Raw genomic sequence first — 25251 nt, 5'->3', positions numbered from 1 at the left:
GATCGGTAGGTGTCGGTAAGACGCTCTGACCTGCGGTGACAGCTAGGCCGCTCATGCTGTACTCATGCTCAGGCAGCGAGCAGGGCCTTACTCATGACGTCGACACCGTCTAGCAGCGTGTCAGGCCGGTAGTGCCCGTAGGTGTTGAGCGTAACGGACGGGTCCTTGTGTCCCAGCCACGCGGACACGGCGAAGATGTCGATCCCGGCTCGAATCCAAGTGGTCGCTGCGAAGTGCCGGAGCGCGTGGGGCGTGAACTCCGTGGTCGCCTTGGCCCACAGGCTGTACACCGTGTCATGGCTGGGGACACGGCTACGGCCGCTCTGGAACAGCTCCCCGTTGGGTCCGGTGCCGAACTTGCCGATGTGCCAGGCAAGCATCTCGGACACGTACTCCGCCACGGGTGCGGTCCGCGTCTCGCCCTCAACGCGGTGCTTGAGAGGGGCGTAGACGCCCCGGCGGACCACCTGACGGGCCACGGTGACCTTGCGGGGCTGGAAGTCGCTCAAGCGCGCCGCCATCGCTTCAGAGATGCGAAGCCCCGAGCCTGCTTGAAGCCAGGGCATCAGCCGGTACTGCTCCGGAAGCTTCCCAGCCGCGTTTCCGATCTCGGTCAGAGTCGGAACGTAGATCTTGGCCTTGGCTATCTGGCGTGCCTTGGCGGCGCTGGGCTTGGCGGCGACCTTCAGGAATGGGTTTCGCTGGGAAGGGATGTAGTCGTTGGCTACGCCCCACTTGAAGCACCCTGCCAGCATGCCCCAGCGGCCGACGATGGTGTTCTCGGCGTAGCCCTTGCCGTTGTTGGCCTTGGTGCGCATCCACGTGAGCCAGGCTTCGAGATCTTCGCCCCGAACGGCGCTGGCTCCTCGGGTTCCCCAGTAAGGCTCAAGCGTCGTGTTGCGTGTGACCCGGATGGCCTGCTCGGTGTTGCCTGCCCTGTCGCCCAAGGCGGCCCACTTGTCGAACAGCGCGAGTAGGCCGATCTTCGCGCGCTGAGGGTCGATGTAGTTGCCGGACCGCTTCGCGTGGTCAATCTCGGTCTTCTTGGCCTCTGCCTCGTCCTTGGTGTCGAAGGACAGTTCAGACTGCTTGCCGTCTGCGGTCCAACGGCAGATCCACTTGTGCTTGCACTTGCCGGGGGTGGGGTTGCACTCGCACCGCTTAGTCACTTTGGCCACTGGATCGGCTGTCCTTAGGTATGAGGGATGAGAGGGTCTTGCGGGCAAGGCTGGTCAGCTCTCCTCCGGCGTAGCCGGTAGAAGGTGAGGTCAGGTAGTCGCGCTTGCGTGCCTCGCGGATGTGGTTCTTCAACGTGCCGGGGTTCTTGCCGAGACCGTCCGCGAGGATCTGAATCGGTCGGGCGTTGGGCACTCCGGCTAGCTGCACGTAGGCCCAGCTGAGGGCTGACAGGTATTCGGGCGTGAGGCCCGAGGCGACGCTGTCGGCTTGCCTCACCGTGTCTATGAGAGCTTCGGTGTTCTGCCCGATGCCGTGAGCGTCGTCTAGTGCCTTGCGCGCGGCCTGGGCAATCTCGGTCAGGGGGATGTCTCGAAGGACTCCCGTTGTGATGCCCCGCGCTAGCGGGGCGTTGGCGTCTGCCGGTTGGATCGTGAGCCCGATCGCGTCCGGGACGTCAGCAGTGAAGGTGAGCGTGGCCTGAAGCTCGCCAAGCTGCACTACCGCGCTGGCCGTGCCGTCTGCGTTGAGCGTGATCGCGTACGTGGGTTTTCTCATGGCGTGACAGTACCTCCGCCATGCCGGTCTGACTGACCGGCACTGATGCAACAGTCCCACTCATAGTGCCGGCCTGTCAAGCCAGCATCATTGAAGGTTGGGGAGGTTCGCCGGCTGATCGTCGGCGGCACTCGCGTGGTCGCCCTGGTGTGGGTGCCGGGCGTCCTGGTGCACGTGCCCCGTGGTGCTGATCGCGGGACGGTCACGAGTGCGGCGCGTGATGCGAGCCAGAGGCGGAGGGGCGGGGGCATGACCCCCTCGGGTTCGAATGCAGGACCGCCACGTCGTAGCAGCTCGGGCTTTGCCACGGTTCCGAAGTCGACCTGAGTGCGTGAAGCCCATCCCGACCAGGCTACTTACTGATTTAGTAGCCACCTAAACCACCGTTTTCGATTGCCGTGTTCCTCCGGCGCGGCCCAACTCGCCCACGTCTCCAACTGCACGACTCGAATGGATGCCCGCGTGCCGCTCAGGTTTTAAGCATTTTCCGGGCGGACCAGAGTCCGCCAACCTGCGCAACGCTGGAACCGGCAAGAACAACTGCAATTAGATAGACCACGCAAAAGGCTGCGAGGACAGGATCGTAATCACGCCAAGAGGGGTTCGACAACCGATGCAGAAAGCCACAGACGATACTCCCGGCAGTTGGGCCGAACACTATGACAAAGGCGAGCGCCGAGCCCGCAAGAGGTCCTGCGCGACCCATCGCCTGCCGCACTTCCTTTAGTGCGGCATCGCGGTCAAGAGTTTGGAGTTTGGGTTCTACGTTTATTGCCTTCTCAATTTGGGCGTGCCAAGTGCTGTACAGCAATCCGATAGATGCCACAAGCATCGACGCCGCCGCAAGGAGGTCCGAGTCAATTTGGCGCATTTCATGCGCCAACTATTTCTTTGAGCTTCGCATATGAAGACTTATTGACCCTGTACATCCCCAATGTTTCGCGCATCTTGATGATCGGGGGAAACTCCGAACCGCCCACAGTGCTCGCAAGCATTCCGTTGAGAATGGACACGGTTTGCGCGTCAGTAGTAATTAGCCAAACGTCCTCCCCGTTGGTTCTATGGGGCTTCGCCTTACTCAGAATGCTGCCGGCGGAGCTCCTTACTGATTCAAAGAGTTCTTCTTGGAAAGCTGCCATCGTTGACCTGATCAGGGCGACGCTCTGAGTCCTGGTTGTATGAAACAGGCGACCTACTTGATCCTCAGTGGGCATCTTGTGTTGGAATATTGTCCTAAACAGTAGTAGCAGTCTAAATTCGCGAACTTCGTCGATGTGGCGAAATGAGCGCTGCCCTAGAATGACGCGAACGTACTCCTCAAAGGCTGCCTCTTGAAGAGCCTTCTTTGCAGAAGCCAGCCCGGTGTCAGTAACACCTAATGCGCGGGCGAGCTGGGCATTCTCATCATCTGTCAGTTCCATCTTGTCCCCCCGTCAAGCTGACCTTCTGATCATGCACCCATCAGGTCGGTTCCGACGCTCGAATCGAGTAACCTATGTGTACCGTCGGTTGAGAACCCGTCATGTTGGCCGCTCTGCGGATTCCCGGGCTGGGGCTCCTCGCCACCCCGGCAACGAGCCCCTCCCGGGGTCATTCGCGTCGTCCTCTGAGACTTCCCTCGCGTGGGTTGTCGCTGCGGTTGAGTCGACAGGCTCCTTTGCGGCCTATCGGCCGCACCGCGTGTGCGCTTTGATCCAGCTCGTCACCCCGGCATCGGGAAAGCGCACAGACGCACCTACCTTCACGTACGGGATGCCTTCACGCCGGTAGTTGTGTGCCACCCAGCTCGGCGACTTTCGTAGCCGTTGGGCGAGTTCTTTCATGTCCAACACGTACATTCCTCCTTCAGTTGTCGCACGGTTGCGACATGAGCCCCCTTTCTCTCGGGTTTCCGGTCGGCTTTCCTCGCCGCGCCCTGCGTTGCATCCGGGCCCACCGCCGCCCTTGTCAGGCGTCGGGTACCACGCTGACGAAGGTGTATTCGGCAGCAAGCCTCAGCACCTTCAAGCCGTGGCGCTCAGCAGGAGCGATTCGCGCAACGCTGGCCTTTTCGATCCGGCCAAGGTAGCCCGCGAATTCCCCGTTCGCCTGCTCAACAGTGCGCGTGATTCTGTCGCCTAAGAGATTCGTCGGCAGCGTGGACCAGGCGTCCACTGTCACCTCTACGACGCGTCGCATGGTGTCGCCATCGCGTACCGCCGAGGCCAGAAGATGCCCCTCGGCGCGGGCATGGATATTGGACACCAGGTCGTTTGACGATCCGCCGCTCCTTGAAACCCCAGCCTCCCTCAACTGACCCCGGTTGACGACATCCTGCGCCACATCCTGGGCGAACGCCCGGAAGCGATCATCGGAGACGTCCTCCACGATGGTCGGGATAGCGACCTTCACGCGACGAAGTCGGATCACGATCACCAGGCACGCCGCGCTCTCCAGACTCTGTGCCTGTGAACGGACGTACTCGACATCGGCAATGCGGTGGGTGTTGACGTGCTTTTCCAGCGCCGCTTCGATCTGAGCGGAGTTGACCTCCACCCCCTTCGGCACGACAACGGCCATTTTGACTTCTCCGGCCAGGAGGCCGGAAACGTGATCTTCCTCCGTCGCCTTTTCCTGATACAGGAACACAGCAGGCCCCACGGCGTCCTTCGGCAACTCCCGGACAACCTCAATCGGGAAGCCGAATAGCCCGAAGTCGAAGACGTGCTCCTCCGCGATGTCACGCAACAGCTCCGCCAGCGTCGGAGCATCCTGCGCCCGAGCCTTGTTCGCAGCCCGCACAGCGACCTTCATTGCCGCGCGGGCATGCTCAAGCAGCTTTTCTGCACGCCTGACGGCGTGGCCGACAAGGTTCATTGATTCCGCCGTCACGGAGTCGTCACCCCTGTCAAGGCGGGCATCCAAGGCGCTCTGTTCGTCCCGGGCCGTTTCCAGTTCGGCCGCTCTCTGAGTCAGCAGTAGCCGAGCGTCGGCAGCAACCTCAGCTGGGGTGTTCGCCGGTTCGGGTTTCTTGTTAACCAATTGCGTATACTCCTTGGTTTTAGACATGGAGGGGCCTTCGGCCCCTATCGGTAGCTTGGATTCGGGGCCGAAGGCCCCAACAGAATTGGTGGATTCTGAGGTATAGCTAGTGATCTGGCCTTGTTCTGGTCGGCCCCATCTGTCTTGCCGCCGCTGCCCTAACTAGATAGAGAAGCGCTCTACGTTTCCGCAGGTCACGGCAATTCGACTTCACGTCACGCGTGAAATGGGTTCACGCCACACGTGAAGGCTTGACGGCGCCGGCCACCCTCAGCCCGTGCGTGCGACACGAACCCGTGCCGATTCCAGCCTTCTGGAACTGATGCGGCGGCAGCACCAGACATCGAGCGTTTGAGGAAGGCGCGATCAGAGCACGGTCCTTCGCCCGCGCCAGGGCGTTGGACAGGCTCTGAGCCCCCAGCGGCTTGCCGTCCTTGCCGACCAACAGACGGCCCAGGCCACCCGGCGCGAACTCCGCGTGTCCGATGCGGTTCGCCCAGCCGAGCGCCGCGAAGAAAACGCGTGTACCCAGCTCGTGCCGTTCGTCCCTGGCCATCCGCTGGAACTCCACCTGCGAAATCGCCGCCCAGGGTCGGCCAGGGCCGAACTCAATCCCTGGCACCCACTCGCCCCAGTCCTGGGGTTCTCGCGCGTGTTCCCTCGCGCACCTCGTGATCGAAGCGCAGCGCTGCCACCTCCCTCCATCGTGCGACGCGTCCGGCTGTCTGCCGATGCCAGGAACATTACACGAGATGGTGAAGGCGTCAACCCCATTCACGATATAGTGTGTTGACGGTCTCATGATATGGTCGACTCATGGCGAAGCAACCAGACACCCTCAGCACAGTTCTGGCAGATGCGGCTGAAAGCGGCGCAGGAAGCAGGCTGTGCGCCGACGGTGCGGCTCGACTCATCGCCATCCGTCACGAGCAGGACGGACAGGTGTACGTCGTCGGGTTCAGGCTCGTGCCGGCAGGTGAGCACGCCGGGGAATGGCACATGGCGGAGTTCGCGACTCGCACTGTCGATGATCAACCAGCCAGGGGGATGACGGGCAAGACTGTCCGGGAGCTGCCCATCGGGCAGCTACTCACCCAAGCTCGCAACCTGGCCGGCCAGAGCCGTGCCACCCGACCCCCCGGCCAGCCCTTTGCCTTCGCGCGCCCTGATGAACTGGCCCTGGACGCCTTCCTTACCGAAGGCCGCGGGAAACGCCGCCGTGACGACTTCGCCTTCGCGGAACTGGCGCTGACGTATGCCTTCCTCGTGGAAGAGGGTGACACCACCCCGGCGAAGACGCTTGCCGCCAGGCATGGCGGCTCGGCCGGCACGTGGGCCAACCGGATTGCCGAAGCCCGAAGGCGAGGGATGCTCACCCCTGTCCGCCCCGGAGAGGCGGGTGGGACGCTCACAGACAAAGCCATGCAGCTACTCACCGCCAACGACCCAACAGACGACGAGATCGACTACCTCAACGAACACGCAGCACAACGCGCCGCTCAGCAGACACAACCAACTCTGTGACGCCGTTGGCCACCCACTGTGGATTGCCGGGGCGACTACTCCGCACGCGCAGCGAAAGACTCCCTTCACCTAGCGAAACCAGGAACCTGGCCCACCGCACGCGCCCATAAATCCCAGCCAGCCCCGGACTGGACGTGAACAGCGCTTTACGGGTACCTAGAGGCCACCTCCCACGCTCGCACCCGAGCTTCGCCCAGCTCTTGGGCACCTGGCCACCTCCGCGCGGAGCACTCACGGACAAGGCGCTGAGCCTTCTCGGCGCATTCCACTCGGCAACTGAGTAGCATCTTCACTGGGCATCGCAAATTTGGACCAAGGCGACATCGCGACTGAGGCTCCGTGCAGCTGGATGTGGAGCCTTGCTATACCCCACTACGCCGGCACTGTCTGCTGTCGCGTCGCATAGCTGCCTCAGTGTGTTCGAGCAAGCTGTTTGTCTGTAATGAGTACCTTCGGGGGATGGACCGACCACATACGCAGCGTCATACTGTCCTCACTCGATAGGCGAGGGGTGCTGATGACGATTGTTGCGGGTGCGCCAACGCCGCATCGTGGAGACTTGGACGAGAAGCAATGCATGGAGACTCTTCAAAACGCCTATCTTCATGCAGTCGCTGCCGCCGCGCGCTGCGCAATCGCAAAACCATCACATGATCGCGGCATCGACTGGATTGTTACTCACCAATCGGGCCATCACACTGCCGACTGGGAGGCAGTCCTCCGCATTCAGCTCAAGAGTACCTATCAGACCGCGCCGGATGTCTCGTTGCAAGAAGTTCCGATCACAATACGGAACGACCGACTTCGACGCCTGACTGCATCCCCAGTGACCAATTCCTCGATATTGGTTGCGATGCTAATTCCTCGGTCGATTGACGAGTGGGTGCATGTGCAGATGGACTCCTTAACGATGCGCCACTCCTGTTACTGGGTAAACCTGGAAGGTTTTGCAATAACAGGAAAGGAGAAGACTGTCGTAAAGGTGCCCACGGCCCAGGTATTTGACGAACATGCTCTATGTGAGATGATGGACAGAATTGGCAAAGGCGGTAAGGCTTGATGACACCCTCGGATCTTGTGGAAGTCAATGGTGCATGGGTAAGCCCCAGTGGCATCGTCGGCTTCCTTGAGCGCCGTGGGTGGCAACCAAGGGGAGGCCAAGCGGGGCTCTATCTTCGATTTGCTCCACCACCTGGCATCCCTGATGTTCAATCCCTCATCGTCCCAATGGATCCACAAGCCGGGGACTTTTTGGACCTCCTCCAAGACGCATTGGCGCAACTTGCTAGTCAAAGTGGCCTAGGGGATCAAAAGCTGCTGGCTGCACTTGACGTTGTCATTGGTGACACTATCCGGTTCAGAAAAGAGCTGTCGTCGCCGTACGGCTCGATCCCGTGGCTTTCTGGGGAAGCGTTGATCACGTCTTCGACGAAGTTGCTTGAAGCTGCGGCTAAGGCAGAAAGGGAACGTGCCCCTTACTTCGGCAATAAGCAATGGACTTCGGCTCGGGCTTACCTTGAAGAGGTTCGAATGGGTCAGACTGAGGTCGGCAGCTACGTAGTGACGGCGTTTTCTCCGGTCGGTGAAATTTCTGGTCCCGCACTCCCACTTTTTGAGTATGGGGATCCTGTTACCGGAAGGGCTGTGGCGAAGACTCTCACCACTGCACTGGAGGCAACCCGAGAGGCTATTGACTACTTCAATAGCCGAGCCTCACTTGTAGCGTTTGACGCTGCTGTAGAGCACGGTGTCTCTTACGAGCTGGCCAAGGGTCTAACGGGGTTGATTGCCCAATCTGATGGCGCTGACGTAAGCGTTTCCTGGAGTCAAAATCGCGGGATCGAAGAGGTTGGCCCGGCAAGTTCGCGTTTTGAGTTCGAGCCATCTGACATTCCAGCTTTGGAGAGAGCCAGAGATCGATTCGCTATCACCGAACCCCCGATTGAAGTAACCGTGATTGGAACAGTTACGCTCCTCGACCGAGCTAGGTCGGGGACCGCAGGGGTAATACGGCTCGACGTGATCGAAGGCTCGCAGGCGAAAAAGCTGAGGGTGCGAATGCCTCAGAAGATGTATGAACTTGCTATTCAGGCGCATCGTCGCGGTATGGCAATTCGAGTAAGTGGCAGACAGAAAAAAAGTGGTCGGTATTTCTGGCTCTCCGACCCTCGCAACGTTGAGCTAATTCCAATCGAGGCGTTCCGATTCGCAGAAGTTGCCATGGCCGACGAGGAATATGAAGATGAGCCGCTGCCTTTAGGTGCGGAATACCCGAACGGCGAGTCTTGGCTAGGAACTGAATAGTGGAGCGTCGCACGCGAAACTGTTCAACCTGCGCCTCCTGTGGCATCTGCTAACGCGGCAACTAGGCGGCGGCATGCATTGCCTTGGGAGTTGAAATCCTCACCACAAAGAGTGAGAAAGCCCCGACCTGTCATCTGCGGGCGGGGCTTTCGTGCAATTACGGCATTCTTAGGCTGCCGCCCATTGCACACAGGTGGGCCGTTCACCCGTCTGCACATACTCGCTGAGAGCGCGAGCGCCGGTCTCGGGCCGAACCCGTGTCCAGTCGGGTGGATAGGGGCACTCATCTGCCCCGTACATAAAGATGATCTCTTCGGAGGTTGAGGCTACTTCAGGCTCGTAGCCATAGAACACGCCATCAGGCGTGCTAAATTCGATGGTCGCGCGGGCGGGGTGTCCTAGCCCGACATTCATCGAGTGGTTGAGGATCTCACCGGACTTTCCAGGCGGGCTCACGTGCACGATGGTTGGGGACTGGATACCTTCGATGATTGACGCAATGTCACCCACGTTAGCAACCTCGGAAGTGTGCTGTCGCTCCGGGTTTTCCGGCTGCAATCCCCAAAGAAACGAAAAGCTCATTCGTTCAGCGCCTTTCCTGTGCCTCTGAAAATGTACTGTTCAACCGCGCCCGAAGGCTTCACGTAGTAGGCAGTCAACCGGGCTCCGCCCGGTAGGACATGGCCGATGTTGGTCTGGCAGCCCAATGGGCCAGGGCACGGCGGTCGGTTGAGGTAGATGACAGCATCCATGATGCCGTCTCGGCGCATGATTGCGGCAGCGTGTCCCTCGCTGTGCTCAACCAAGCTGCTGAGTTGACGCCATCGACCATCCTCACGGATCCCCGGACCGCCTTCGGCAGGGCCTTTCTCCCCGCTCCACAGCGGTCCGCTGATCATCTTCCCCAGTCGGTTGAACAGAACCCCGATCGTCTTCGTATGCCCCCGTGACGGCTCGACAAGCGCGGCCTTGCTCTGGTCAAACTCAGGAGGAGGGCTGTTCGGGTGAGGCTTCCGCTCGCGCGCAGGCTTGGAAACCTCGTCTGTGGGCCCTCCGCGCTGCGGTGGCTTGTGGAGTGGGTCGACCGGCCCCGCTCGCGCCATGGATACGCCTGCGGCCGGTGCCGCTCCTCAAGCCGACTCTTGCGCGACGACCGTCCCGGAGTGCACCTCCTCAAGCTTCGCGGTGATGTTCTCCGTCATCGACATGGCCTCACGGGCCAACTGCGCAGCGCCACGACAGGCGGCAGCGCGGGTGTGGAAGCCCAGTGCCGCGACGGAGGAGGCCATCTCTTCGAGGAGTTCCGCGATCGTCCCAGTGCTCTCCACGACAAGCTCAACCTCTTGCTTCGTGTTCTCGATCTTCTGGTAGACGTCACCGAATTCGGCCATGGCTCCTCCGTAGGGTGCGGGGGTTTGATATGGATCGGGCTGGATGGTTGCGACATTTCCCGTGGTCAGCCGTACAGCGCCCGCGCGATGCCGGCGACCGTGCAGACGGCCAGCATCACGCCGAGCAGGGCCAGGGCGATCAACGCCGGGTGTCGGGGCTCTCTGTGATCCGCCACGGCTACGGCAGCAAGCGGAATGCCGCAGCGATGCCGTAGGCCAAGATGCCCACCACGAACGCGGCTACGGTGATCAGGCAGACGCCTTCGAGGAACGCTCCGGGGTCATCCGTTCGACTCCGGACCACTGGCAGCTCTAGTGTCCGGTCGGTCATTGCAGAGTCACCGACTCGCACACCGCATCCACGAACGCAGCCAGCCTCGCTGGAACCTCGAAGTCCTCCGGCACGAAGACATGGGTCACCATCAGCCGGTCGACCTGGGCGCGCGTGATGACGGGCTCACAGCCCGCCGGGGCATCCGGTCCGGGGCCGACGCCGAAGCGGCCGATCCGGTCGCGGAAGATCAACGCGTCCAGGTCGCCCGGTCCGTACTCGGCCACGAGGCCGACCACACACATGGACAAAAGGTTGCGCTGATCGTCGGAAAGCTTGAGCATGGGTGTTGCCCTTCGGGGTAGTAAGGAGGCCGGGCATGTCCCGGGAAGGCTTCCCGGCCTCCTGCCTTCACTGCCTGCCTGGCTAGTCCGTCTCCGGCGTCTCGCCGTCGCCCTGGTCGACGGGGTCGCCGTTCGGCTTCGTGTCCAACACGTCCGCGAGCACCCTCAAGAAGTCACGCATCCTCTCCACCTCCTCCCGGTGTAGGTGAGCGTTCCGGCGGGACCCTGTGGACTGTCCATGACCTGGGGAAGAACGGTGGTCTGTCCGGTGTAGGTCTTCCCGCCGGAAACGCTCTATGGGTAGTCTCGTGCTCACTGGGCGATATATAGAAGATGTCGACTGTCGTCATGCTGTCGTCAATTTCCGAGGGACCTCGTCAGATGACTTACCTAGGTGCGAACATGCGAGCAGCCCGGTTGCGGGCGGGGCTCAGCCTGACCGACATGGCTCAACAGACCCACTTCCACCGGGGGCACCTGGGGAACGTGGAGAAGGGCAAGCGCGCCGCGACGGCTGATGTGATCGAGGCATACGAGCGCGTCCTGGGAGAAGAGATCATGTACAGACGAGGTGTCCTCACGGGACTCGCAGCCGGTGCGTTGGCCCCACTCATCACTCCCGAGGCAGTCCAGGCGGGATTCGCTTCCGCGTTGGAGCCGGGGCGCACGATCGAGCAGTGGCGGGAACTCTTGGCCACGGTGGGCCGGGACCACATTCACCTTGGTTCCGAGGACATGTACAAGCTGCTTCTGGGTGAGCTGGCGACGATGCCCCAGCACATGACCGACCCAGCTCTCTACGACATCGCGGCCCGGTTGCTCGTCATGATCGGCAACAGCTCGTCACGCACAGCGATCAAGCACGGTGCTGGGGAGTGGTACCACCTGGCGATCAAGTACGCGGACAGGGGCGGCGACCTGTCCACGCGCGTGATGGCCCGGGGGCGTGCCGCTCTCTCCATGGCGCAAGGTGGCGCGCAGCCTGACGAGGCGCTACAGCTCTCGCGTGAGGCCCTAGAGCTGTCGGCCAACTCCTCCGTGGGTCGCCTCGATTCCTACCTGGCTCAGTCCCACGTGCTGGCCAGGGTGGGCAATGTCGCCGGCAGCCTGACGCTCCTCGGTAAGGCGAGAAAGGTCTTCTCCCAGATCGGCCATACCGGATACGGCTCGGACGACTCCATGCCCGAGTGGAGGCACGGCCTCACAGAATCCCTGATCCTGTCCCGGGTGGGCCACAAGGCTGCCCAAGAGGCTCAGAAGTGGGTGCTGGACACGATGCCCAAGGGCATAGCCCGGATCTCCACCCAGATCGAGATGCACCGGGGCATGATGCTGGCGGCCCAGGGCGACCGCAGCGGAGTCGAGTACGCGCGTGACGCGTTGAACAAGCTTCCCGAGGCGGCGCGGACCGCCACCCTCAACATGGTTCTCGCGGAGACGGCAGCGGCGGCCCAGCGCGCGGCATGAACCCAGAAAACGCGCCCCCAGCCAGGTCAGGCCGGGGGCGCGCTTCGTACTCATGAAAACTCATGACGGGGCTGACAAGCCCCAACATCACAAGGCTATGACCTGCATGTTTGTCCGCTTCACCTCGTGTGTGTTAACGAGCGAAGTTCGCATATGATCGGTAGGTGTCGGACAGGAGAGTGCCCATGACCGCGGTTTTCGGTGAGGGTCGAGACGCCAAGGTGCCCGCGCACTACGGCGACCCGGCGCGCGAGCAGCGGACCCTCGCCACGGAGGCGGGTCTCGTCGACCGGTCGCACCGGGGCGTGCTGGCCATCCCCGGCGAGGACAGGTTGAGCTGGCTGCACAGCCTGACCACCCAGTTCCTCGAGGGCGCGGTGGAGGGCACGGAGACCCTGTTCCTGTCCCCGCACGGGCACGTGGAGCACCACGCCGTGCTGGCGGACCTCGACGGCACCCTGTGGCTGGACGTGGAACCGGGCACGGCGGGCGACCTGTACACGTACCTCCAGCGGATGCGGTTCATGCTCCGGGTCGAGCCGGTGGACCTGAGCGCCGAGATGGCCGTCTGGTCCGTGGTCGGCCCCGAGGCGCTCAAGCACCTGCCCGAGCTGGGCCCGGTGAGCACCTCGCCGGTGCCGGTGGCCAAGTTCGCGTCCGTGGACGTGGCGCGGCGGCCCACCACGGGCTATCCGGTCGTGGCGCTGCCGGGCGGCGGGTTCGTCCGCCGGATGTCGTACGGGGCGGATCTCGTCCTGCCCCGGACCTCCACCTTCCTGGACACCCTCGACCTGCCGCGGGCCGGCCTGTGGGCGTTCGAGGCGCTCCGGGTGGAGGCCCGCCGGCCCCGGCTCGGCTTCGAGACGGACCACAGGACGCTGCCGGCGGAGGTGGACTGGCTGGCGCCCGCCGTACACCTCGACAAGGGTTGTTACCGGGGGCAGGAGACCGTCGCCCGGGTGCACAACCTGGGCCGCCCGCCCCGCAGGCTGGTCATGCTGCACCTCGACGGGGTGGACGAGGAGCTGCCGGCGGTCGGCGCGGCCGTCGAGCTGGACGGCCGGCAGGTCGGCTTCGTCGGCACCACGGTCCGCCACCACGAGCTGGGCCAGGTCTCCCTAGCGGTGCTCAAGCGCAACGTCGCCGACGACGCCAAGCTCATGGTCGGCGCGCGGGCCGCGGCGATCGACTAGCCGGGTCGCGGTCACGGCCAGCGCCACCAGGACCAGGCCGCCCCCGATCGCGAAGACCAGCCGGGACGGCAGCACCGAGGTGAGGATCCCGCCCGCCACCAGGGCGAACACCATCGACGTGTTGCTGACCGCCGCGCTGGCCGCCGCCGCGCTGCCCCGGTGCTCGGCGGGGACGTCCCGGCCGACCGTGGTCTGCCGGGCCACGACGAACGCCGAGCCGACCGCGCCCTCCAGTGCCATGATCACGAACAGCACCGGCAGGTGGTACGTGACCGCGATCGACAGGATCAGCAGCCCCGACAGCCCGGCGGCCACGAACGCGACCCTCGCGGTGGGCCGGTTGCCGAGGTAGTTGCCCGCGAGCCACGCCCCGCCCATCTGGCCGGCCGCGCACACCATGGTCAGGGCCCCGAAGGCGGTGGCGCTGCCGCGCAGGTCGTCGCGGACCAGGAAGACCTCGGCGACGTTCATCAGCTGTACCGAGAAGCCGAGGACGGCGCCCAGGATCAGGAGCCGGAACACGAGGCTGTGCTCGCGCATGACCCGCACGCCGACCAGGAAGCCGGACCGGGCGGGGCGGACGTGCTCCTCGCCGGGCGCGAGCCTCGGGAACGCGTACCCGGCGAGGAGGATCCCCAGGTAGCTGGCCGCGTCGATCAGGAGCACCTCGCGCAGGGTGAGCCGGTCGAGGAGGAAGCCGCCGAGCGCCGTGCCGAGCAGGATGCCGAGGCTGCCGCCCGCCGAGACCCGGGCGCTGGCCCGGCTGAGCAGCTCGCCCGGCGCGGACCGGGTGACCGCGACGAACACCGCCGGGGACACGACCGTCATCAGCGCGGACAGCACCGCGAACAGGGCCAGGAGCAGCGGGACCGACTCGACGAACGCCATTCCCGTGCACACCGCGACCAGGGCCGCGCCGACCGGGGGCAGCAGCCGGCGGGGCGGCACCCGGTCCACGATCCGGCCGGAGACCCCGGCGAGCAGGACGGCCGGCAGGGACATGGCCGCGAACAGCGCCGCGATGGCCGAGGCCCCGGCGTGCCGGTCGTGGAGGTCGAGCATCAGGGCGGTGATGGCGAGCCCGTCGCCGAGCATGGTCACGGCGAACGCGGCGGCGACGGCATGGATCTGACGCGGCAACGGGGTCATACTCCGAAGCATAAACTTCGAAGTTTTTACTTCACAAGACCCGAACGGCCCGCGTCACAGCAGCGGAACGGCCCGGAACGAGATCGACACCTTCCGCGCGTTGTCGTCCCCGGTGTCCCGGTACTCCTCCAGCAGGACGTGCACGCGCTCCATCAGTTCGAGCAGGCGCTCCGGGTTCACGGTCACCCGCACGTTGTCCACCCGGACCACGTCCCGCCACTCCTCCGACTGCTCCTGCTCCTGGTCCATCCAGTCGTCCAGGGCCTGGTCCTGCCGGGCCAGCCACGCCTTGAGCAGGTGCCGACCGGCCGTCCGCGACTCGGGCGTGTCCTGGTGCACGTGCATGTGCGTCGACCTCGACTGCCACACCGTCTCCCGGCCGTCGCCCCGGGACTCGGCCTTCTCGATCAGTCCGTAGTCGGCGAGCGCGCGCAGGTGGTAGCTCGTCGCGGACGGCGACAGCCCCGTGACCTCGGCGCACTCCGTCGCCGTGGTGGGGCCGTGCTGATGGAGGCGGGTCAGGATGGCCAGCCGGGCGGGGTGCGCCAGGGCTCTCATGACCTTCGGGTCATCGATGTGCACAGGACTCGTCACACTAGAGATTATGTATGTGGTTCTGAGCTGCGCCGCTTCCATCGACGGCTACCTCGATGACAGTTCCGACACCCGGCTCCTGCTGTCCAACGCCGCCGACTTCGACCGGGTCGACGAGGTCCGGGCCGGCTGCGACGCGATCATGGTCGGGGGGAACACGTTCCGGCGGGACCAGCCCCGGCTCCGGATCCGCTCGAAGGACAGGGTCGCCGCGCGGGTCGCCGCCGGGCTGCCGGAGCACCCGCTGCGCGTCGTGGTCAGCCGGAGTGTGGCCGCGGGGGACGACTGGTTGGCGTACCCGTCGATCGATCTGGCTCTGAAAGATCTTGCAGCTCGGGGGGTACGCCGCCTCATGGTCGAAGGCGGCGCCGACGTGCTCGCCCAGTTCCTCGACCGGGGCCTCGCCGACGAACTGCAGCTCGCGGTCGCGCCCCGGTTCGTCGGCGACCCCCGGGGCACCCGGCTGCACGGCGTCGCCGAGGCCACCCTCGCCTCAGTCACGCAGCTCGACCAGGTCGTCGTCCTGCGCTACCTGCTCCGCGACCACGCCTTCATGCGCCAGGCCATCGAACTGTCCAAGCTCTGCCCGCCCTCGGAGACGGCCTTCGCGGTCGGCGCGGTCATCGTCCGGGACGGCGAGGTCCTGTCCACCGGGTACTCCCGGGAGACCGACCCCACCGTGCACGCCGAACAGGCCGCGCTCAACAAGCTCACCGACGCCCGGGGCGCCACCGTCTACTCCTCGCTCGAACCGTGCAGCATCCGCAAGTCCGGCGCCCGCCCCTGCGCCGACCGCCTGATTGAAGCCGGAATCGCCCGGGTCGTGTACGCGTGGCGGGAGCCGCCCGTCTTCGTCCAGGGCGACGGGGACGCGGTGCTGAAAGCCGTCGGTATCGAGGTCGTGGAGCTGACCGAACTGGCAGCCGAGGCCCGGGCCACCAATGTCATGATGGGGCCATGACGCTGATCACTGTGGCCCCGACCGGGGCGGAGACGAGCAAGACCGACGTCCCCGCGCTCCCGGTGACCCTCCCCGAACTGGTCGGCACCGCGCAGGAGTGCGAGGCGCTGGGGGCCAGCGTCATCCACATCCACGTCCGCGACGCCGACGCCAAGCCCTCCCTGGACCCCGCGCTCCTCCGGGACACCGTGCAGGCCGTGCGCGCCGAGACGAACCTGATCGTCCAGCTGTCCACCGGCGGCGCCGTCACCGACCCGGAGGCCGCCCGGCTCGCCGTCGTCGACGCCGGCCCCGACATGGGCTCCTGCACCATGGGCACGCTCAACTTCGGCGACGACGTGTTCATGAACCGCTGGGAGTTCATCGTCGCCCTGCACCAGAAGATGCAGGAGAACGGCGTCGTCCCCGAGTACGAGATCTTCGACCTCGGCCACCTGCACGCGCTCGGCAAGCTGCTCGACAAGTACGGGCTGCCGGCCGGCGGGCACGTGCACGTGGACTTCGTCCTCGGGGTGCCCGGCGGCGCGCCCGGGACCGTGGAGACGCTCGTCGCGTTCAAGCACGCGCTGCGCGACCTGCCGGCCGGGGCCACGTTCTCGGCCACCGGCGTCGGGCGCTCCAGCCTGCCCGTGATGCTCGCGGCGCTGTCCGCCGGCGGGCACCTGCGGGTCGGGATGGAGGACACGCTGACGTACGCCAAGGGGCAGCCCGTCGACGGGAACATGCAGCTCGTGGCGCGGGCGGCCGGGTTCGCGCGGCTGGCGCAGCGGCCGCCCCTCACGCCCGATGAGGCGCGCAGCATGTTGGGGATCAAGGGCCGATGACCGGCCACTGTCCGCCGCCGGTCGCGGCCGGGGCGCGGTGCGGGCGATGACCCGCCGGTACCAGGGCGGGCGGCTCCTCGTCGAGGTCGTCCGCTCCGGGTTCGTCGAATGCCTGCACCACGGCTCCGTCGTCGTCCTCGGCGCGGACGGCGGGGAGGTCAGCGTGTCCGGCGACGCCGACGCCCCGATCTTCCCCCGGTCCTCCAACAAGCCACTGCAGACCGTGGCGATGCTGCGGTCCGGGCTCGACCTCGACGACACCGCCGACCTGGCCATGGCCTCCGCCAGCCACTACGGCGAGCCCCGGCACGTGGCCAGGGTCCGCGCGATGCTCAAGGCCGGGGGCCTGACCGAGGCGGACCTGGCCTGCCCGGCGGACCTGCCCCTGTTCGAGCACGCCCGCCGCGAGGTACTGGCCTCCGGCGGCACCCCGGCCCCGATCTACATGAACTGCTCCGGCAAGCACACCGCGATGCTCCTGACCTGCCGGGCGGCCGGCTGGCCCCTCGACGGGTACCGCGAGGCCGACCACCCGTTGCAGGTCGCCACCCGCCGCACCCTGGAGGACCTGGTCGGCGGGCCGGTCGTCGCGACCGGGGTGGACGGCTGCGGCGCGCCCGTGTTCTCCCTGACCCTGCGCGAACTGGCGGCAGCCTTCCTGAAGCTGGTGTCCGCCGAGCCCGGCAGCCCCGAGCGCCGGGTGGCCGACGCGATGCGGGAGTACCCGGACCTGATCGCCGGGACCGGCGCGGACGACACGCTGCTGATGACCGGGATCCCCGGGCTGCTGTCCAAGGGCGGGGCCGAGGGCGTGTCCGCGGTGGCCGTACCGGGGGTCGGCGCGGTGGCCGCGAAGATCGACGACGGGGCGATGCGCGCGCGTACCCCTGTGACGGTCGCCGCACTCCGCCGCCTGGGCCTTTCCGCCCCGGTCCTCGAAGACCTGGCTGAGCAGGTACTTCTCGGCGGCGGCCGCCCCGTCGGAAAGGTACGTGTGCTATCTCTCAGCTAGCGCTTGCTTGCAACAGTTAGCACGCCGAGGTACCGTCGGGTCATGACAGATGGCCCCCGGGACCTCGGCGAATTCATTCGCGGCCTCCGCCGCAACGCCCAGATCTCCCTCCGCGAGCTCGCGGAGCGTGCCGGGGTCAGCAACCCCTACCTGAGCCAGATCGAGCGCGGGCTCCGCAAGCCCAGCGCTGAGGTGCTGCAACAGATCGCCGCGGCCCTGCGGGTCTCCACCCCGATCATGTATCTGCGGGCGGGTCTCCTCGACATCAAGGACGACCAGGGTGTGCCGGCCGCCATCGCCGCCGACCCGGGCCTCGACGTGTCGCAGAAGCAGACCCTGATCCAGATCTACGAGTCTTTCCGGCAGCAGAACCAGCGAGCCGAAACCCCCGAGCACGAGGAGTCGAAGTGACCACCGAGACCAAGCTCCCCACCGCCCTCTACGCCGCGGCCGGCGCCGCCGACATCGCCCGCGAGCAGATCGAGAAGATCCCGGCCCAGGCCGCGAAGCTCTCGGCGAAGGTCCGCGAGGGCAACATCAAGGACAAGGCCCTCGACCTGGGCGGCCGCGCGGCCGGCGACATCGCCGAGCTGGGCGCCCGCGCCTACGTCGAGATCTCCGGCCTGCGTCGCAAGGTCCGCAAGGGCCAGGCGAAGGAATACCTGGTCAGCGAGGCCGAGAAGGCCCGCGAGGCCGCCAAGCGCAGCGCCGACAAGATCGCCGAGCGCGCCCAGTCGACGTTCGAGAAGCTCGTCGAGCGCGGCACCGTCGTCCTCGACGGCGAGCCGACCCCGGAGCCGGTCAAGGCCGAGGCCACGATCGACACCGTCGCGCACACCGCGCCCGACGCGCCGAAGGACCCGGCCGAGGCCGCCGAGTTCATCGCGTCCGCCCCGGCGGAGCCGAAGCACACGACCGAGACGCCGACCGTCAAGGCCGAGGCCGCCGCCCCGAAGACTCCGGCCAAGAAGGTCGCCAAGAAGGCCGTGAAGAAGGCCACCCCGCCCGCCGCGGAGTAGTCACCACCTCGCCGCAGGAGCCCCGGTCCACCGACCAGGGCTCCTGCGGCGTCTCCGTGCCCGGCACGAGGTCGCCGTGGTCGGTTCGTGCGCCCGGGGACGGTGTGCGCCAGCCCGCCGCGCCGATGCGCGTCGCCGTGGTCGGTTCGTGCGCCCGGGGACGGTGTGGGTGGAATCGGGCGTGGTGTGACGCGCCGGGTCCGGTGGTGGGCGGCAGTAGGCTGGGGGGATGAGCAACCTCCTTCCGCTGGGCGGTCCGTGGGTCTACTCGGTGATCACCCTGGTCAACATGGTGATCGCCATCTTCGCCATGATCATCTCGGCGGCGGCCCTGTTCCACTGCGTGCGGCAGCGCGCCGACGCGTTCACCGCCGTCGGCACCCTCGCCAAGGGCCCGTGGATGGCGCTGCTCGGCGGGGCCACCCTGATCTCCCTGGTCACGATCCTGGTCGGCGTCGGCCGGCAGGCCCCGGGCCTGTTCAGCATGCTCGCGATCCTCGCCTCCTCGGTGTACCTGCTCGACGTCCGCCCCGGCATCCGGGACGCGACCAACGGCCACTGGTGACCATCGAGGTCGCGCCCGGGGTGCGCCTGGAGAGCCTGACCACCGGCTCCGGCACCCCGGTCACCGTCTTCGCCCACGGCCTGGCCGGCGGGATCGCCGACACCCGGCCCCTCGGCGGCGGGGTCACCGGCAGCCGGGTGTTCTTCCAGTTCCGGGGGCACGGCGCGTCGACCGCCCCGCCCGGCGCGTGGACGTACGCGGATCTGGCCGAGGACCTGCGCGCCGTCGCCGACCAGTCCGGGGCGACCCGGGCGGTGGGAGTGAGCCTCGGGGCCGGCGCGCTCTGCCGACTGCTGGCCGCCGAGCCGACCCGGTTCAGCAAGATCGTGCTTTTTCTGCCCGCCGTGTTGGACGAACCCCGGCCGGCCGCCGCGCGTATCCGTCTCGGGGGTCTGCTCCGCGCCATCGCCAGCGCCGACCGGGAAGCGGTGGCAGCCGAGGTCGCCGCCGAGGTCCCGGCGGAACTGCGCGGCACCAGCGCCGCCCGCGCCTTCCTCACCCTGCGGACCACCGCCCTGCTCAGCAGCGGCCTGGGCGCCTCCCTCGCCGGCCTGCCCGACCAGACCGCCGTCGACTCCGCCGAGCCCCTGAAGGCCGTCACCGCCGAGGCCCTCGTGATCGGCTGCCGGGGCGACACCCTGCACCCGGCCGAGACCGCCGAACGCGTCGCGGACCTCCTGCCCCGCGCCACCCTGCACGTCTACGACGAACCGCACCCCCTGTGGCGCCACCGCCACGACCTGCGCGAACGCATCTCCACCTTCCTGAACACCTGAACCCCGGACCAAGACCACAAACCTCAGACGGTTACGAGGTGCCGTGGCCCCGGCATCCGGCGGCACCTCCACGGGCTGCCCGGGCCGCGCCGCCGAAACGGTGCCGGCACCCGGCTCCCGCGACACCCCGGCGTGCACCACGCCGCGCGGTGGACCGCCGCCTCCCCGCTCCGGCACGGGCATCCGGCCGGGCCTCACACCACCTGATCCCTGGCGTGCGGCGTGCCTACGGCTGGCGCCTCCCGTGGACGCGGCCCCCCGGCCGGGTACCAAGGCGGTGAGCTGCGGAGTCGCCGGCGGGGAGGCGTACCCCGATGAAGGGTTTGGGGTGGTCCCCTACTCTGTGGCGATGAGTGTCGCGCGGGACTTCTTCGCCGGGGTCGGCTATCTCGGCAAGGGGCTGGGACTGTGGTTCCGTTCGCCCCGACTGTTGGCGCTGGGCCTGATCCCCGCCGTCATCGCCGGGATCGTCATGCTCACCGCCCTGATCTTCTTCTGGGCCAACGTCGGCGACATCGCCACCTGGATCACCCCGTTCGCGGACTCCTGGGACGACACCGGCCGCGACCTGCTGCGCTTCACGGCGGCGGCGCTCCTCGTCGGGCTGTCCCTGCTCCTCGGCGTGCTGCTGTACACGGCGCTGACCCTGGCGATCGGCGACCCGTTCTACGAGAAGATCTCCGAGAAGGTCGAGGACGCCCGGGGCGGCGTGACCGGCGAGGTGGAGATCTCCCTGGCCCGGTCCATCGGACGGTCGATCGTGGACTCGCTGCGGCTCGTCGCCAAGTCCCTGCTGTTCGGGATCGTGCTGTTCGCGCTGGGGTTCATCCCGGTGATCGGTCAGACCGTGGTGCCGGTGCTCGGCGCGCTCGTCGGCGGCTGGTTCCTGACCATGGAACTCACGTCGGTGCCGTTCCAGCGCCGGGGGCTGCGGGTCTGGGACCGGCGGCGGATCCTCAAGGGGCGGCGCGCGCTCGCCGTCGGGTTCGGGACGGCCACGTTCCTGTGCTTCCTCATCCCGGGCGGGGTCATCCTGGTCACCCCGGCGGCCGTGGCCGGGGCGACCCTGCTGGCGCGCGAGGTGCTAGGCGAGCGAGCGCAGTACGTCGACCAGCGCTGACACCCCGGACAGGCAGTCGGGGATCTCGGCGTACTCGTCGGGGGAGTGCGACACGCCCGTCGGGTTCCGGACGAACAGCATCGCCGTCGTCACCCCCGCCACGGCCAGCACGCCCGCGTCGTGGCCGGCCCCGGTGCCCAGGACCGGCGCGTTGCCCAGCAGCGAGGCCAACTGGTCCCGCAGCGAGGGGTCGAACGCCGTCTCGCCCGTGTAGGACTCGTTCACCATCGTGAACCCGGTCTCGTCCCGGCCGGCGCGCTCGTTCGACGCCTTCTCGATCTCCGTGACGACCTCGCGCAGGGTCGACTCGCGGGGCGCGCGGGCGTCCAGCCAGGCCGTGACCCGCGACGGCACCGCGTTCGTGCCGTTCGGCTCGCAGACCAGCTTGCCGATCGTGGCGACCGCGCCGCCCAGCCGGGCCTTCTTGCGCGCGGCGAGCACCGTGTTCGCGTACGTCAGCATGGGGTCGCGGCGGTCCTCCAGCCGGGTCGTACCCGCGTGGTTCGCCTCGCCGGTGAAGTCCAGCCGCCAGCGGCCGTGCGGCCAGATCGCCTCGCCGACCGCCACCGGCCGGTCCATGTCGATCAGGCCGCGACCCTGCTCGACGTGCAGCTCGATGTACACGCCAACCTTCGCCATCAGCGCCGGATCCGGCCCGATCGCCGCCGGGTCGAAGCCCGCGCCGGCCATCGCGTCACCGAACGTGACCCCCGACGCGTCCGTCAGACCGAGCGCCTTGTCGACGGTGATCGCCCCCGCCATCAGCCGCGAACCCAGGCACGCGATCCCGAACCGCGCACCCTCCTCCTCCGCGAACGCCGTCACCGCGATCGGCCGCCTCGGCACGAAACCCTCCGCCCGCAGCCGGTCCACGGCCGCGAAGGCACTCACCACCCCGAGCGGACCGTCGAAAGCCCCGCCGTCGGGTACGGAGTCCAGGTGGCTGCCCGTGACCACCGCGTCCCCCGCGTCCGGGTCGCCCCACCACGCCCACAGGTTGCCGTTGCCGTCCACCCGCACCGGCATGTCCCGGCGCGCCGCCTCCGCGACGAACCAGGCGCGGCACTCCAACTCGGCGGCCCCGAGTGTGTACCTCCGGTAGCCACCCGTCGCCTCGAACCGTCCGACCGGGGCCAGGTCCCGCCACATTTCCTCGAAGCTCATGCCACCAACTTAGTCAGCTCGCCCCGGGACAGGATCCCCAGCTTGGGATACGCCTTGTACAGGTGGTGCCCGACCGTCCTCGGGCTCAGGAACAGCCGGGCGGCGATGTCCCGGTTCGACAGGCCCCCGGCGGCGAGCTGGACGATCGCGAGCTCCTGCGGGGTGAGGGTCGACAGGAGGCCGGTCGGGTGGGCGGGGGCCTGCTCGCCGGTCGCGGTGAGTTCGGCGCGGGCCCGGTCGGCCCACGGGGTCGCGCCGAGACGTTCGAAGACCTCCATCGCGGTACGCAGGTGCGGGCGGGCCTCCGCCTTGCGCCTTCCCCGGCGGAGCCATTCGCCGTAGAGGAGGTCGGTGCGGGCCTGCTCGAAGGGGCGACCGGTCGGGGGCTGGCTGGTGCCGGCCGGGTCGGGGCCGGGCTGTGCGGCGCGGTCCTGGTCGGGCGGGACGGTGCCCGGCAAGGAGGTGCCCCGGGCCGCTTCGTAGGCGGCTTCGTCGCTGGTCAGGAGGGCGTGGCAGCGGTGGACCAGGGCGTGCGCCCACGGCTGGCCGGTGTGCGCGGCCCACGTCTCGAACCGGGCCAGGGGTGCGCGCGCCCGCTCCGGCCGGCCCAGCCGGACGGCGGCCTCCACCAGGTCGGGTACGCACCGGGTCGCCGACACGTGGAACCCCAGCGGCCCGCCGGCCAGCGCCTCGAACCGGACCAGCGCCGCCTCCACCCGACCCAGCCCCAGGTCGAGCATCCCCAGCGCCCAGTCCGTCCACGGCCCACCGGCCTCGGCGCGCCGGGCGGCCGCGGCGTGCGCCTGGCAGGAGTCCTCGTCGCCCCGGATCGCGGCAAGGTACGCCAACAACGCGTTGACCTGGCTCAACCACTGCCGCTGCCCGGTGTCCTCCGCGATCCGCACCGCCTCGCGCGCCGTCGCGGTGGCCTCCGCGTGCCGCCCGGCGAACAACTCCCCCTCGGCCAGGAAGAACAGCACCGTGGGCAGCAGGCCGCACCGGCCCTCCGCGCGCCCGGCCGCCGCGAGTGCCGCCGCCTCACGGTGGGTCACGTCGTCCCTGCCGACCACGAGCGCCCCGCCGAGCACCATGGCCAGGTCGCGCGGGCTGTCCGCCACGGCCCGCAGCGCGGCGTCGAGGGTGTCGCCCACCGGCACGGGTCGGCCGGTGAGCGGCGACACGGCGGCGGTCAGGAACCGGGTCACGGGCGAGGCTTCGAGGGCGCCCAACCGGGTGACGACGTCGACCACGGCCGCCTCGTCGGTGTACCACGCGGTGTGGAACGCCTGGACCAGCAGCTTCGTCGCGTGCTCCTGGTCGCCGGCCGTCTCCGCGCCGGTCACGAGGAGCTGATGGGCGGCCCGGAAGTCCCCGCGCCAGAAGCCGACCGTGCCCCGGAGCAGGGCGAGCCGCGTGTGCCCGGCGGCGCGCACAGCCCCAGCGTCCCGCGTGTACCGCGCGGCAGCCGCCTCGTCCGCGAGCCGCCCCGCCTCGTCCAGGTCACCCGCGTCCACCGCGGACTCCGCCGCCAGCGTGAGCCGTTCGCCCCGGGCGGCCCGGTCCACACTCAACCGGGCGGCCCGCTCGTACGCCGTCGTCGCCGCCGCGTGCCCGCTCCGGGACCGGGAGCGCTCCGCCGCCCGCTCCAGCGCCGCCGCGACCTGCTCGTCCGGGCCCGTCGCGGCGGCCGCCAGGTGCCAGGCGCGCCGGTCGGAGTCCTCGCCGTCCAGCGCGTCGGCGAGCGCGCGGTGCGCGGCGATCCGGTCGAGCAGCGCCGCGCCCTGGTAGACCGCCGCCCGGACCAGCGGATGCCGGAACGCCACGGTCCCGTCGCCCTCGTCCAGCAGGTGCTCGGCGGGGGCCACGTCGGCGAGGCCCGCACCGAGGGTCGCGCCGGCCCGCAGGATCAGCCCGGGGTCCCCGGTGTCGTCGGCCGCCGCGATGAGCAGCAGGGTCCGGGTGGCCTCCGGCAGCCGGGCGGCCTGGGCGTGGAAGGCGTCCTGGAGGCGACCGGTCAGGGGGAGCGTGCCCGGGGTGGTGGCCGCGGCGGGCTCGGAGGTGAGGGCGGCGGGGAGTTCCAGCAAGGCCAGGGGGTTGCCGACGGACTCGGCGAGTACCCGGTACCGGACGGTCGGCGCGAGACCCGGCTCCCGCTCGTCGAGCAGGGCGGCGGACGACTCCGGGGCGAGGCCGGTCAGGGCCAGGGACGGCACGCCCGGGGCGGTGAACTCGGGCCGGGCGGCGAGGAGCAGACCGACGCCCTCCGCGTCGAGCCGGCGGGCGGCGAACAGCAGGACCTCGGCGGACGCCCGGTCGAGCCACTGCGCGTCGTCCACCACGCACAACACGGGACCCAGCTCGGACAGCAGCGTCAGGACAGCCAGGCTGGTGAGCAGGCGGTCGGCGGGCTCCCGGGACGCGGGAGCGGTCGTGGAGCCAGCGCCGGTGCCGGCCGCGACGACCGACGCCGACCCCGCGCCCGACCCCGCGTCCGGGTCCAGGCCGAATGCCGTGCGCAGGGCCGCGCGTTGTGGGCCCGGGAGGGTGTCGAGGCGGTCGAGGACCGGGCGGAGCACCATGTGCAACCCGGCGAACGGCAGTTCGGCCTCCGACTCGATGCCCGTGGCGCGCAGGAGGCGGAGGTCGGTGGCCTGCCCGGTGGCGTACCGCAGAAGAGCGGTTTTTCCGATTCCCGGTTCTCCACTGAGGAGCAGGGCGCCGCTCGTGCCGGCGCGACAGTCGGCCAGCAGCCTGTCGATCGCCGTTCGTTCCCCCGTCCGGCCATGCAGCATCCGCCGACCCTACCTATGGGCCACGG

The 25251-nt window shown here is 67.8% G+C and carries 26 protein-coding genes and 1 pseudogene; 13 read left to right on the top strand and 14 right to left on the bottom strand.

Annotated features, from left to right (window positions below):
- Positions 1-68: 68 nt before the first annotated feature.
- From PT931_RS24845 to PT931_RS24820, 6 genes are all read right to left on the bottom strand, one after another.
- Complete coding sequence (locus PT931_RS24845) at positions 69-1178, bottom strand: tyrosine-type recombinase/integrase (protein ID WP_456248086.1); 1110 nt, start codon at positions 1176-1178, stop codon at positions 69-71.
- Complete coding sequence (locus tag PT931_RS24840) at positions 1162-1734, bottom strand: hypothetical protein (protein WP_456248085.1); 573 nt, start codon at positions 1732-1734, stop codon at positions 1162-1164. The genes PT931_RS24845 and PT931_RS24840 overlap by 17 nt, the downstream gene beginning before the upstream one ends.
- A 469-nt stretch (positions 1735-2203) precedes the next feature.
- Complete coding sequence (locus PT931_RS24835; RefSeq protein ID WP_456248084.1) at positions 2204-2605, bottom strand: hypothetical protein; 402 nt, start codon at positions 2603-2605, stop codon at positions 2204-2206.
- A gap of 1 nt (position 2606) precedes the next feature.
- Positions 2607-3155 carry a hypothetical protein gene (locus PT931_RS24830; RefSeq protein ID WP_456248083.1) on the bottom strand — a complete coding sequence of 183 codons (549 nt, stop codon included), beginning with the start codon at positions 3153-3155 and terminating at the stop codon, positions 2607-2609.
- 526 nt (positions 3156-3681) lie between these two features.
- Entirely contained in the window at positions 3682-4782 is a 1101-nt protein-coding gene (locus PT931_RS24825) for a hypothetical protein (RefSeq protein WP_456248082.1), read from the bottom strand.
- Positions 4783-4987: 205 nt separating this feature from the next.
- A complete protein-coding gene (locus PT931_RS24820) occupies positions 4988-5326 on the bottom strand; it encodes a hypothetical protein (protein ID WP_456248081.1) in 339 nt (112 codons plus the stop codon).
- Positions 5327-5571: 245 nt separating this feature from the next.
- Between PT931_RS24820 and PT931_RS24815 the strand changes: the two genes are divergently transcribed.
- The 3 genes from PT931_RS24815 (at position 5572) to PT931_RS24805 (ending at position 8583) form a co-directional block, all read left to right on the top strand.
- Positions 5572-6279, top strand: a complete 708-nt coding sequence (locus PT931_RS24815; RefSeq protein ID WP_456248080.1) for a hypothetical protein — start codon at positions 5572-5574, stop codon at positions 6277-6279.
- A gap of 517 nt (positions 6280-6796) precedes the next feature.
- Positions 6797-7339 carry a DUF4365 domain-containing protein gene (locus PT931_RS24810; RefSeq protein WP_456248079.1) on the top strand — a complete coding sequence of 181 codons (543 nt, stop codon included), beginning with the start codon at positions 6797-6799 and terminating at the stop codon, positions 7337-7339.
- Between the two features lie 167 nt (positions 7340-7506).
- A complete protein-coding gene (locus PT931_RS24805; protein ID WP_456248078.1) occupies positions 7507-8583 on the top strand; it encodes a hypothetical protein in 1077 nt (358 codons plus the stop codon).
- Between the two features lie 168 nt (positions 8584-8751).
- Here the strand turns inward: PT931_RS24805 and PT931_RS24800 are convergent, their stop codons facing one another.
- The 4 genes from PT931_RS24800 to PT931_RS24785 all read right to left on the bottom strand — a co-directional run bounded on the left by PT931_RS24800 (position 8752) and on the right by PT931_RS24785 (position 10589).
- Positions 8752-9165: an Imm1 family immunity protein gene (locus PT931_RS24800; RefSeq protein WP_456248077.1), complete on the bottom strand. Its 414-nt coding sequence runs from the start codon at positions 9163-9165 to the stop codon at positions 8752-8754.
- Entirely contained in the window at positions 9162-9686 is a 525-nt protein-coding gene (locus PT931_RS24795) for a DddA-like double-stranded DNA deaminase toxin (protein ID WP_456248076.1), read from the bottom strand. Before PT931_RS24795 ends, PT931_RS24800 begins: the two co-directional genes overlap by 4 nt.
- A gap of 27 nt (positions 9687-9713) precedes the next feature.
- The gene (locus tag PT931_RS24790) at positions 9714-9974 is read right to left on the bottom strand and encodes a hypothetical protein (RefSeq protein ID WP_456248075.1); all 261 of its coding nucleotides are present in this window, start codon (positions 9972-9974) and stop codon (positions 9714-9716) included.
- 327 nt (positions 9975-10301) lie between these two features.
- Positions 10302-10589, bottom strand: a complete 288-nt coding sequence (locus PT931_RS24785; RefSeq protein ID WP_456248074.1) for a hypothetical protein — start codon at positions 10587-10589, stop codon at positions 10302-10304.
- 333 nt (positions 10590-10922) lie between these two features.
- On the opposite strand from PT931_RS24785, the gene PT931_RS24780 reads away from it, so the two are divergent.
- Together PT931_RS24780 and ygfZ are read left to right on the top strand one after the other, a co-directional pair.
- Positions 10923-12056: a helix-turn-helix domain-containing protein gene (locus PT931_RS24780; protein WP_456248073.1), complete on the top strand. Its 1134-nt coding sequence runs from the start codon at positions 10923-10925 to the stop codon at positions 12054-12056.
- A gap of 185 nt (positions 12057-12241) precedes the next feature.
- Positions 12242-13249 carry a CAF17-like 4Fe-4S cluster assembly/insertion protein YgfZ gene (gene ygfZ / locus PT931_RS24775; RefSeq protein ID WP_456248072.1) on the top strand — a complete coding sequence of 336 codons (1008 nt, stop codon included), beginning with the start codon at positions 12242-12244 and terminating at the stop codon, positions 13247-13249.
- On the opposite strand, the gene PT931_RS24770 is transcribed toward ygfZ, so the two are convergent.
- Together PT931_RS24770 and PT931_RS24765 are read right to left on the bottom strand one after the other, a co-directional pair.
- The gene (locus PT931_RS24770) at positions 13175-14398 is read right to left on the bottom strand and encodes an MFS transporter (protein WP_456248071.1); all 1224 of its coding nucleotides are present in this window, start codon (positions 14396-14398) and stop codon (positions 13175-13177) included. The genes ygfZ and PT931_RS24770 overlap by 75 nt on opposite strands.
- Positions 14399-14452: 54 nt before the next feature.
- Positions 14453-14992 (bottom strand): ArsR/SmtB family transcription factor, encoded by a 540-nt coding sequence (locus PT931_RS24765; protein WP_456248070.1) that lies wholly within the window; start codon positions 14990-14992, stop codon positions 14453-14455.
- Here PT931_RS24765 and PT931_RS24760 point away from each other — a divergent pair.
- The 8 genes and pseudogenes from PT931_RS24760 (at position 14973) to PT931_RS24725 (ending at position 21269) form a co-directional block, all read left to right on the top strand.
- The gene (locus tag PT931_RS24760) at positions 14973-15953 is read left to right on the top strand and encodes a dihydrofolate reductase family protein (RefSeq protein ID WP_456248069.1); all 981 of its coding nucleotides are present in this window, start codon (positions 14973-14975) and stop codon (positions 15951-15953) included. The two genes, PT931_RS24765 and PT931_RS24760, sit on opposite strands and share 20 nt — an antisense overlap.
- Entirely contained in the window at positions 15950-16777 is an 828-nt protein-coding gene (locus PT931_RS24755) for a BKACE family enzyme (RefSeq protein ID WP_363729801.1), read from the top strand. The genes PT931_RS24760 and PT931_RS24755 overlap by 4 nt, the downstream gene beginning before the upstream one ends.
- Positions 16778-16823: 46 nt before the next feature.
- The gene (locus tag PT931_RS24750) at positions 16824-17789 is read left to right on the top strand and encodes an asparaginase (RefSeq protein ID WP_456248068.1); all 966 of its coding nucleotides are present in this window, start codon (positions 16824-16826) and stop codon (positions 17787-17789) included.
- 42 nt (positions 17790-17831) lie between these two features.
- Positions 17832-18167: pseudogene (locus PT931_RS24745) on the top strand (helix-turn-helix domain-containing protein); the annotation flags it as partial.
- Positions 18168-18196: 29 nt separating this feature from the next.
- On the top strand, positions 18197-18808 hold the full coding sequence (locus tag PT931_RS24740) for a hypothetical protein (protein WP_456248067.1): 612 nt from the start codon (positions 18197-18199) through the stop codon (positions 18806-18808).
- Positions 18809-19037: 229 nt separating this feature from the next.
- Complete coding sequence (locus PT931_RS24735) at positions 19038-19373, top strand: DUF2516 family protein (protein ID WP_363729794.1); 336 nt, start codon at positions 19038-19040, stop codon at positions 19371-19373.
- The gene (locus PT931_RS24730) at positions 19367-20149 is read left to right on the top strand and encodes an alpha/beta fold hydrolase (protein ID WP_456248210.1); all 783 of its coding nucleotides are present in this window, start codon (positions 19367-19369) and stop codon (positions 20147-20149) included. The genes PT931_RS24735 and PT931_RS24730 overlap by 7 nt, the downstream gene beginning before the upstream one ends.
- 349 nt (positions 20150-20498) lie before the next feature.
- A complete protein-coding gene (locus tag PT931_RS24725; RefSeq protein WP_456248066.1) occupies positions 20499-21269 on the top strand; it encodes an EI24 domain-containing protein in 771 nt (256 codons plus the stop codon).
- Here the strand turns inward: PT931_RS24725 and PT931_RS24720 are convergent.
- Together PT931_RS24720 and PT931_RS24715 are read right to left on the bottom strand one after the other, a co-directional pair.
- Positions 21234-22433: an allantoate amidohydrolase gene (locus tag PT931_RS24720; RefSeq protein ID WP_456248065.1), complete on the bottom strand. Its 1200-nt coding sequence runs from the start codon at positions 22431-22433 to the stop codon at positions 21234-21236. The two genes, PT931_RS24725 and PT931_RS24720, sit on opposite strands and share 36 nt — an antisense overlap.
- Positions 22430-25225 carry an AAA family ATPase gene (locus PT931_RS24715; RefSeq protein WP_456248064.1) on the bottom strand — a complete coding sequence of 932 codons (2796 nt, stop codon included), beginning with the start codon at positions 25223-25225 and terminating at the stop codon, positions 22430-22432. The genes PT931_RS24720 and PT931_RS24715 overlap by 4 nt, the downstream gene beginning before the upstream one ends.
- Positions 25226-25251 lie beyond the last annotated feature (26 nt).

The sequence above is a fragment of the Longispora urticae genome (genome assembly GCF_053902585.1).
The sequence above is the reverse complement of the archived record's forward strand: the minus strand, read 5'-3'. Positions and strand labels throughout refer to the sequence as shown.

Coding starts and splice junctions, on each gene's coding strand:
- PT931_RS24800 (WP_456248077.1), bottom strand. CDS start 9,165: ATGAGCTTTTCGTTTCTTTGGGGATTGCAGCCGGAAAACCCGGAGCGA.
- PT931_RS24755 (WP_363729801.1), top strand. CDS start 15,950: ATGACGCTGATCACTGTGGCCCCGACCGGGGCGGAGACGAGCAAGACC.
- PT931_RS24760 (WP_456248069.1), top strand. CDS start 14,973: ATGTGCACAGGACTCGTCACACTAGAGATTATGTATGTGGTTCTGAGC.
- ygfZ (WP_456248072.1), top strand. CDS start 12,242: ATGACCGCGGTTTTCGGTGAGGGTCGAGACGCCAAGGTGCCCGCGCAC.
- PT931_RS24780 (WP_456248073.1), top strand. CDS start 10,923: ATGTCGACTGTCGTCATGCTGTCGTCAATTTCCGAGGGACCTCGTCAG.
- PT931_RS24795 (WP_456248076.1), bottom strand. CDS start 9,686: ATGGCGCGAGCGGGGCCGGTCGACCCACTCCACAAGCCACCGCAGCGC.
- PT931_RS24785 (WP_456248074.1), bottom strand. CDS start 10,589: ATGCTCAAGCTTTCCGACGATCAGCGCAACCTTTTGTCCATGTGTGTG.
- PT931_RS24720 (WP_456248065.1), bottom strand. CDS start 22,433: ATGAGCTTCGAGGAAATGTGGCGGGACCTGGCCCCGGTCGGACGGTTC.
- PT931_RS24750 (WP_456248068.1), top strand. CDS start 16,824: ATGACCCGCCGGTACCAGGGCGGGCGGCTCCTCGTCGAGGTCGTCCGC.
- PT931_RS24715 (WP_456248064.1), bottom strand. CDS start 25,225: ATGCTGCATGGCCGGACGGGGGAACGAACGGCGATCGACAGGCTGCTG.
- PT931_RS24810 (WP_456248079.1), top strand. CDS start 6,797: ATGACGATTGTTGCGGGTGCGCCAACGCCGCATCGTGGAGACTTGGAC.
- PT931_RS24770 (WP_456248071.1), bottom strand. CDS start 14,398: ATGACCCCGTTGCCGCGTCAGATCCATGCCGTCGCCGCCGCGTTCGCC.
- PT931_RS24830 (WP_456248083.1), bottom strand. CDS start 3,155: ATGGAACTGACAGATGATGAGAATGCCCAGCTCGCCCGCGCATTAGGT.
- PT931_RS24835 (WP_456248084.1), bottom strand. CDS start 2,605: ATGCGCCAAATTGACTCGGACCTCCTTGCGGCGGCGTCGATGCTTGTG.
- PT931_RS24825 (WP_456248082.1), bottom strand. CDS start 4,782: ATGTCTAAAACCAAGGAGTATACGCAATTGGTTAACAAGAAACCCGAA.
- PT931_RS24805 (WP_456248078.1), top strand. CDS start 7,507: ATGGATCCACAAGCCGGGGACTTTTTGGACCTCCTCCAAGACGCATTG.
- PT931_RS24735 (WP_363729794.1), top strand. CDS start 19,038: ATGAGCAACCTCCTTCCGCTGGGCGGTCCGTGGGTCTACTCGGTGATC.
- PT931_RS24815 (WP_456248080.1), top strand. CDS start 5,572: ATGGCGAAGCAACCAGACACCCTCAGCACAGTTCTGGCAGATGCGGCT.
- PT931_RS24790 (WP_456248075.1), bottom strand. CDS start 9,974: ATGGCCGAATTCGGTGACGTCTACCAGAAGATCGAGAACACGAAGCAA.
- PT931_RS24725 (WP_456248066.1), top strand. CDS start 20,499: ATGAGTGTCGCGCGGGACTTCTTCGCCGGGGTCGGCTATCTCGGCAAG.
- PT931_RS24840 (WP_456248085.1), bottom strand. CDS start 1,734: ATGAGAAAACCCACGTACGCGATCACGCTCAACGCAGACGGCACGGCC.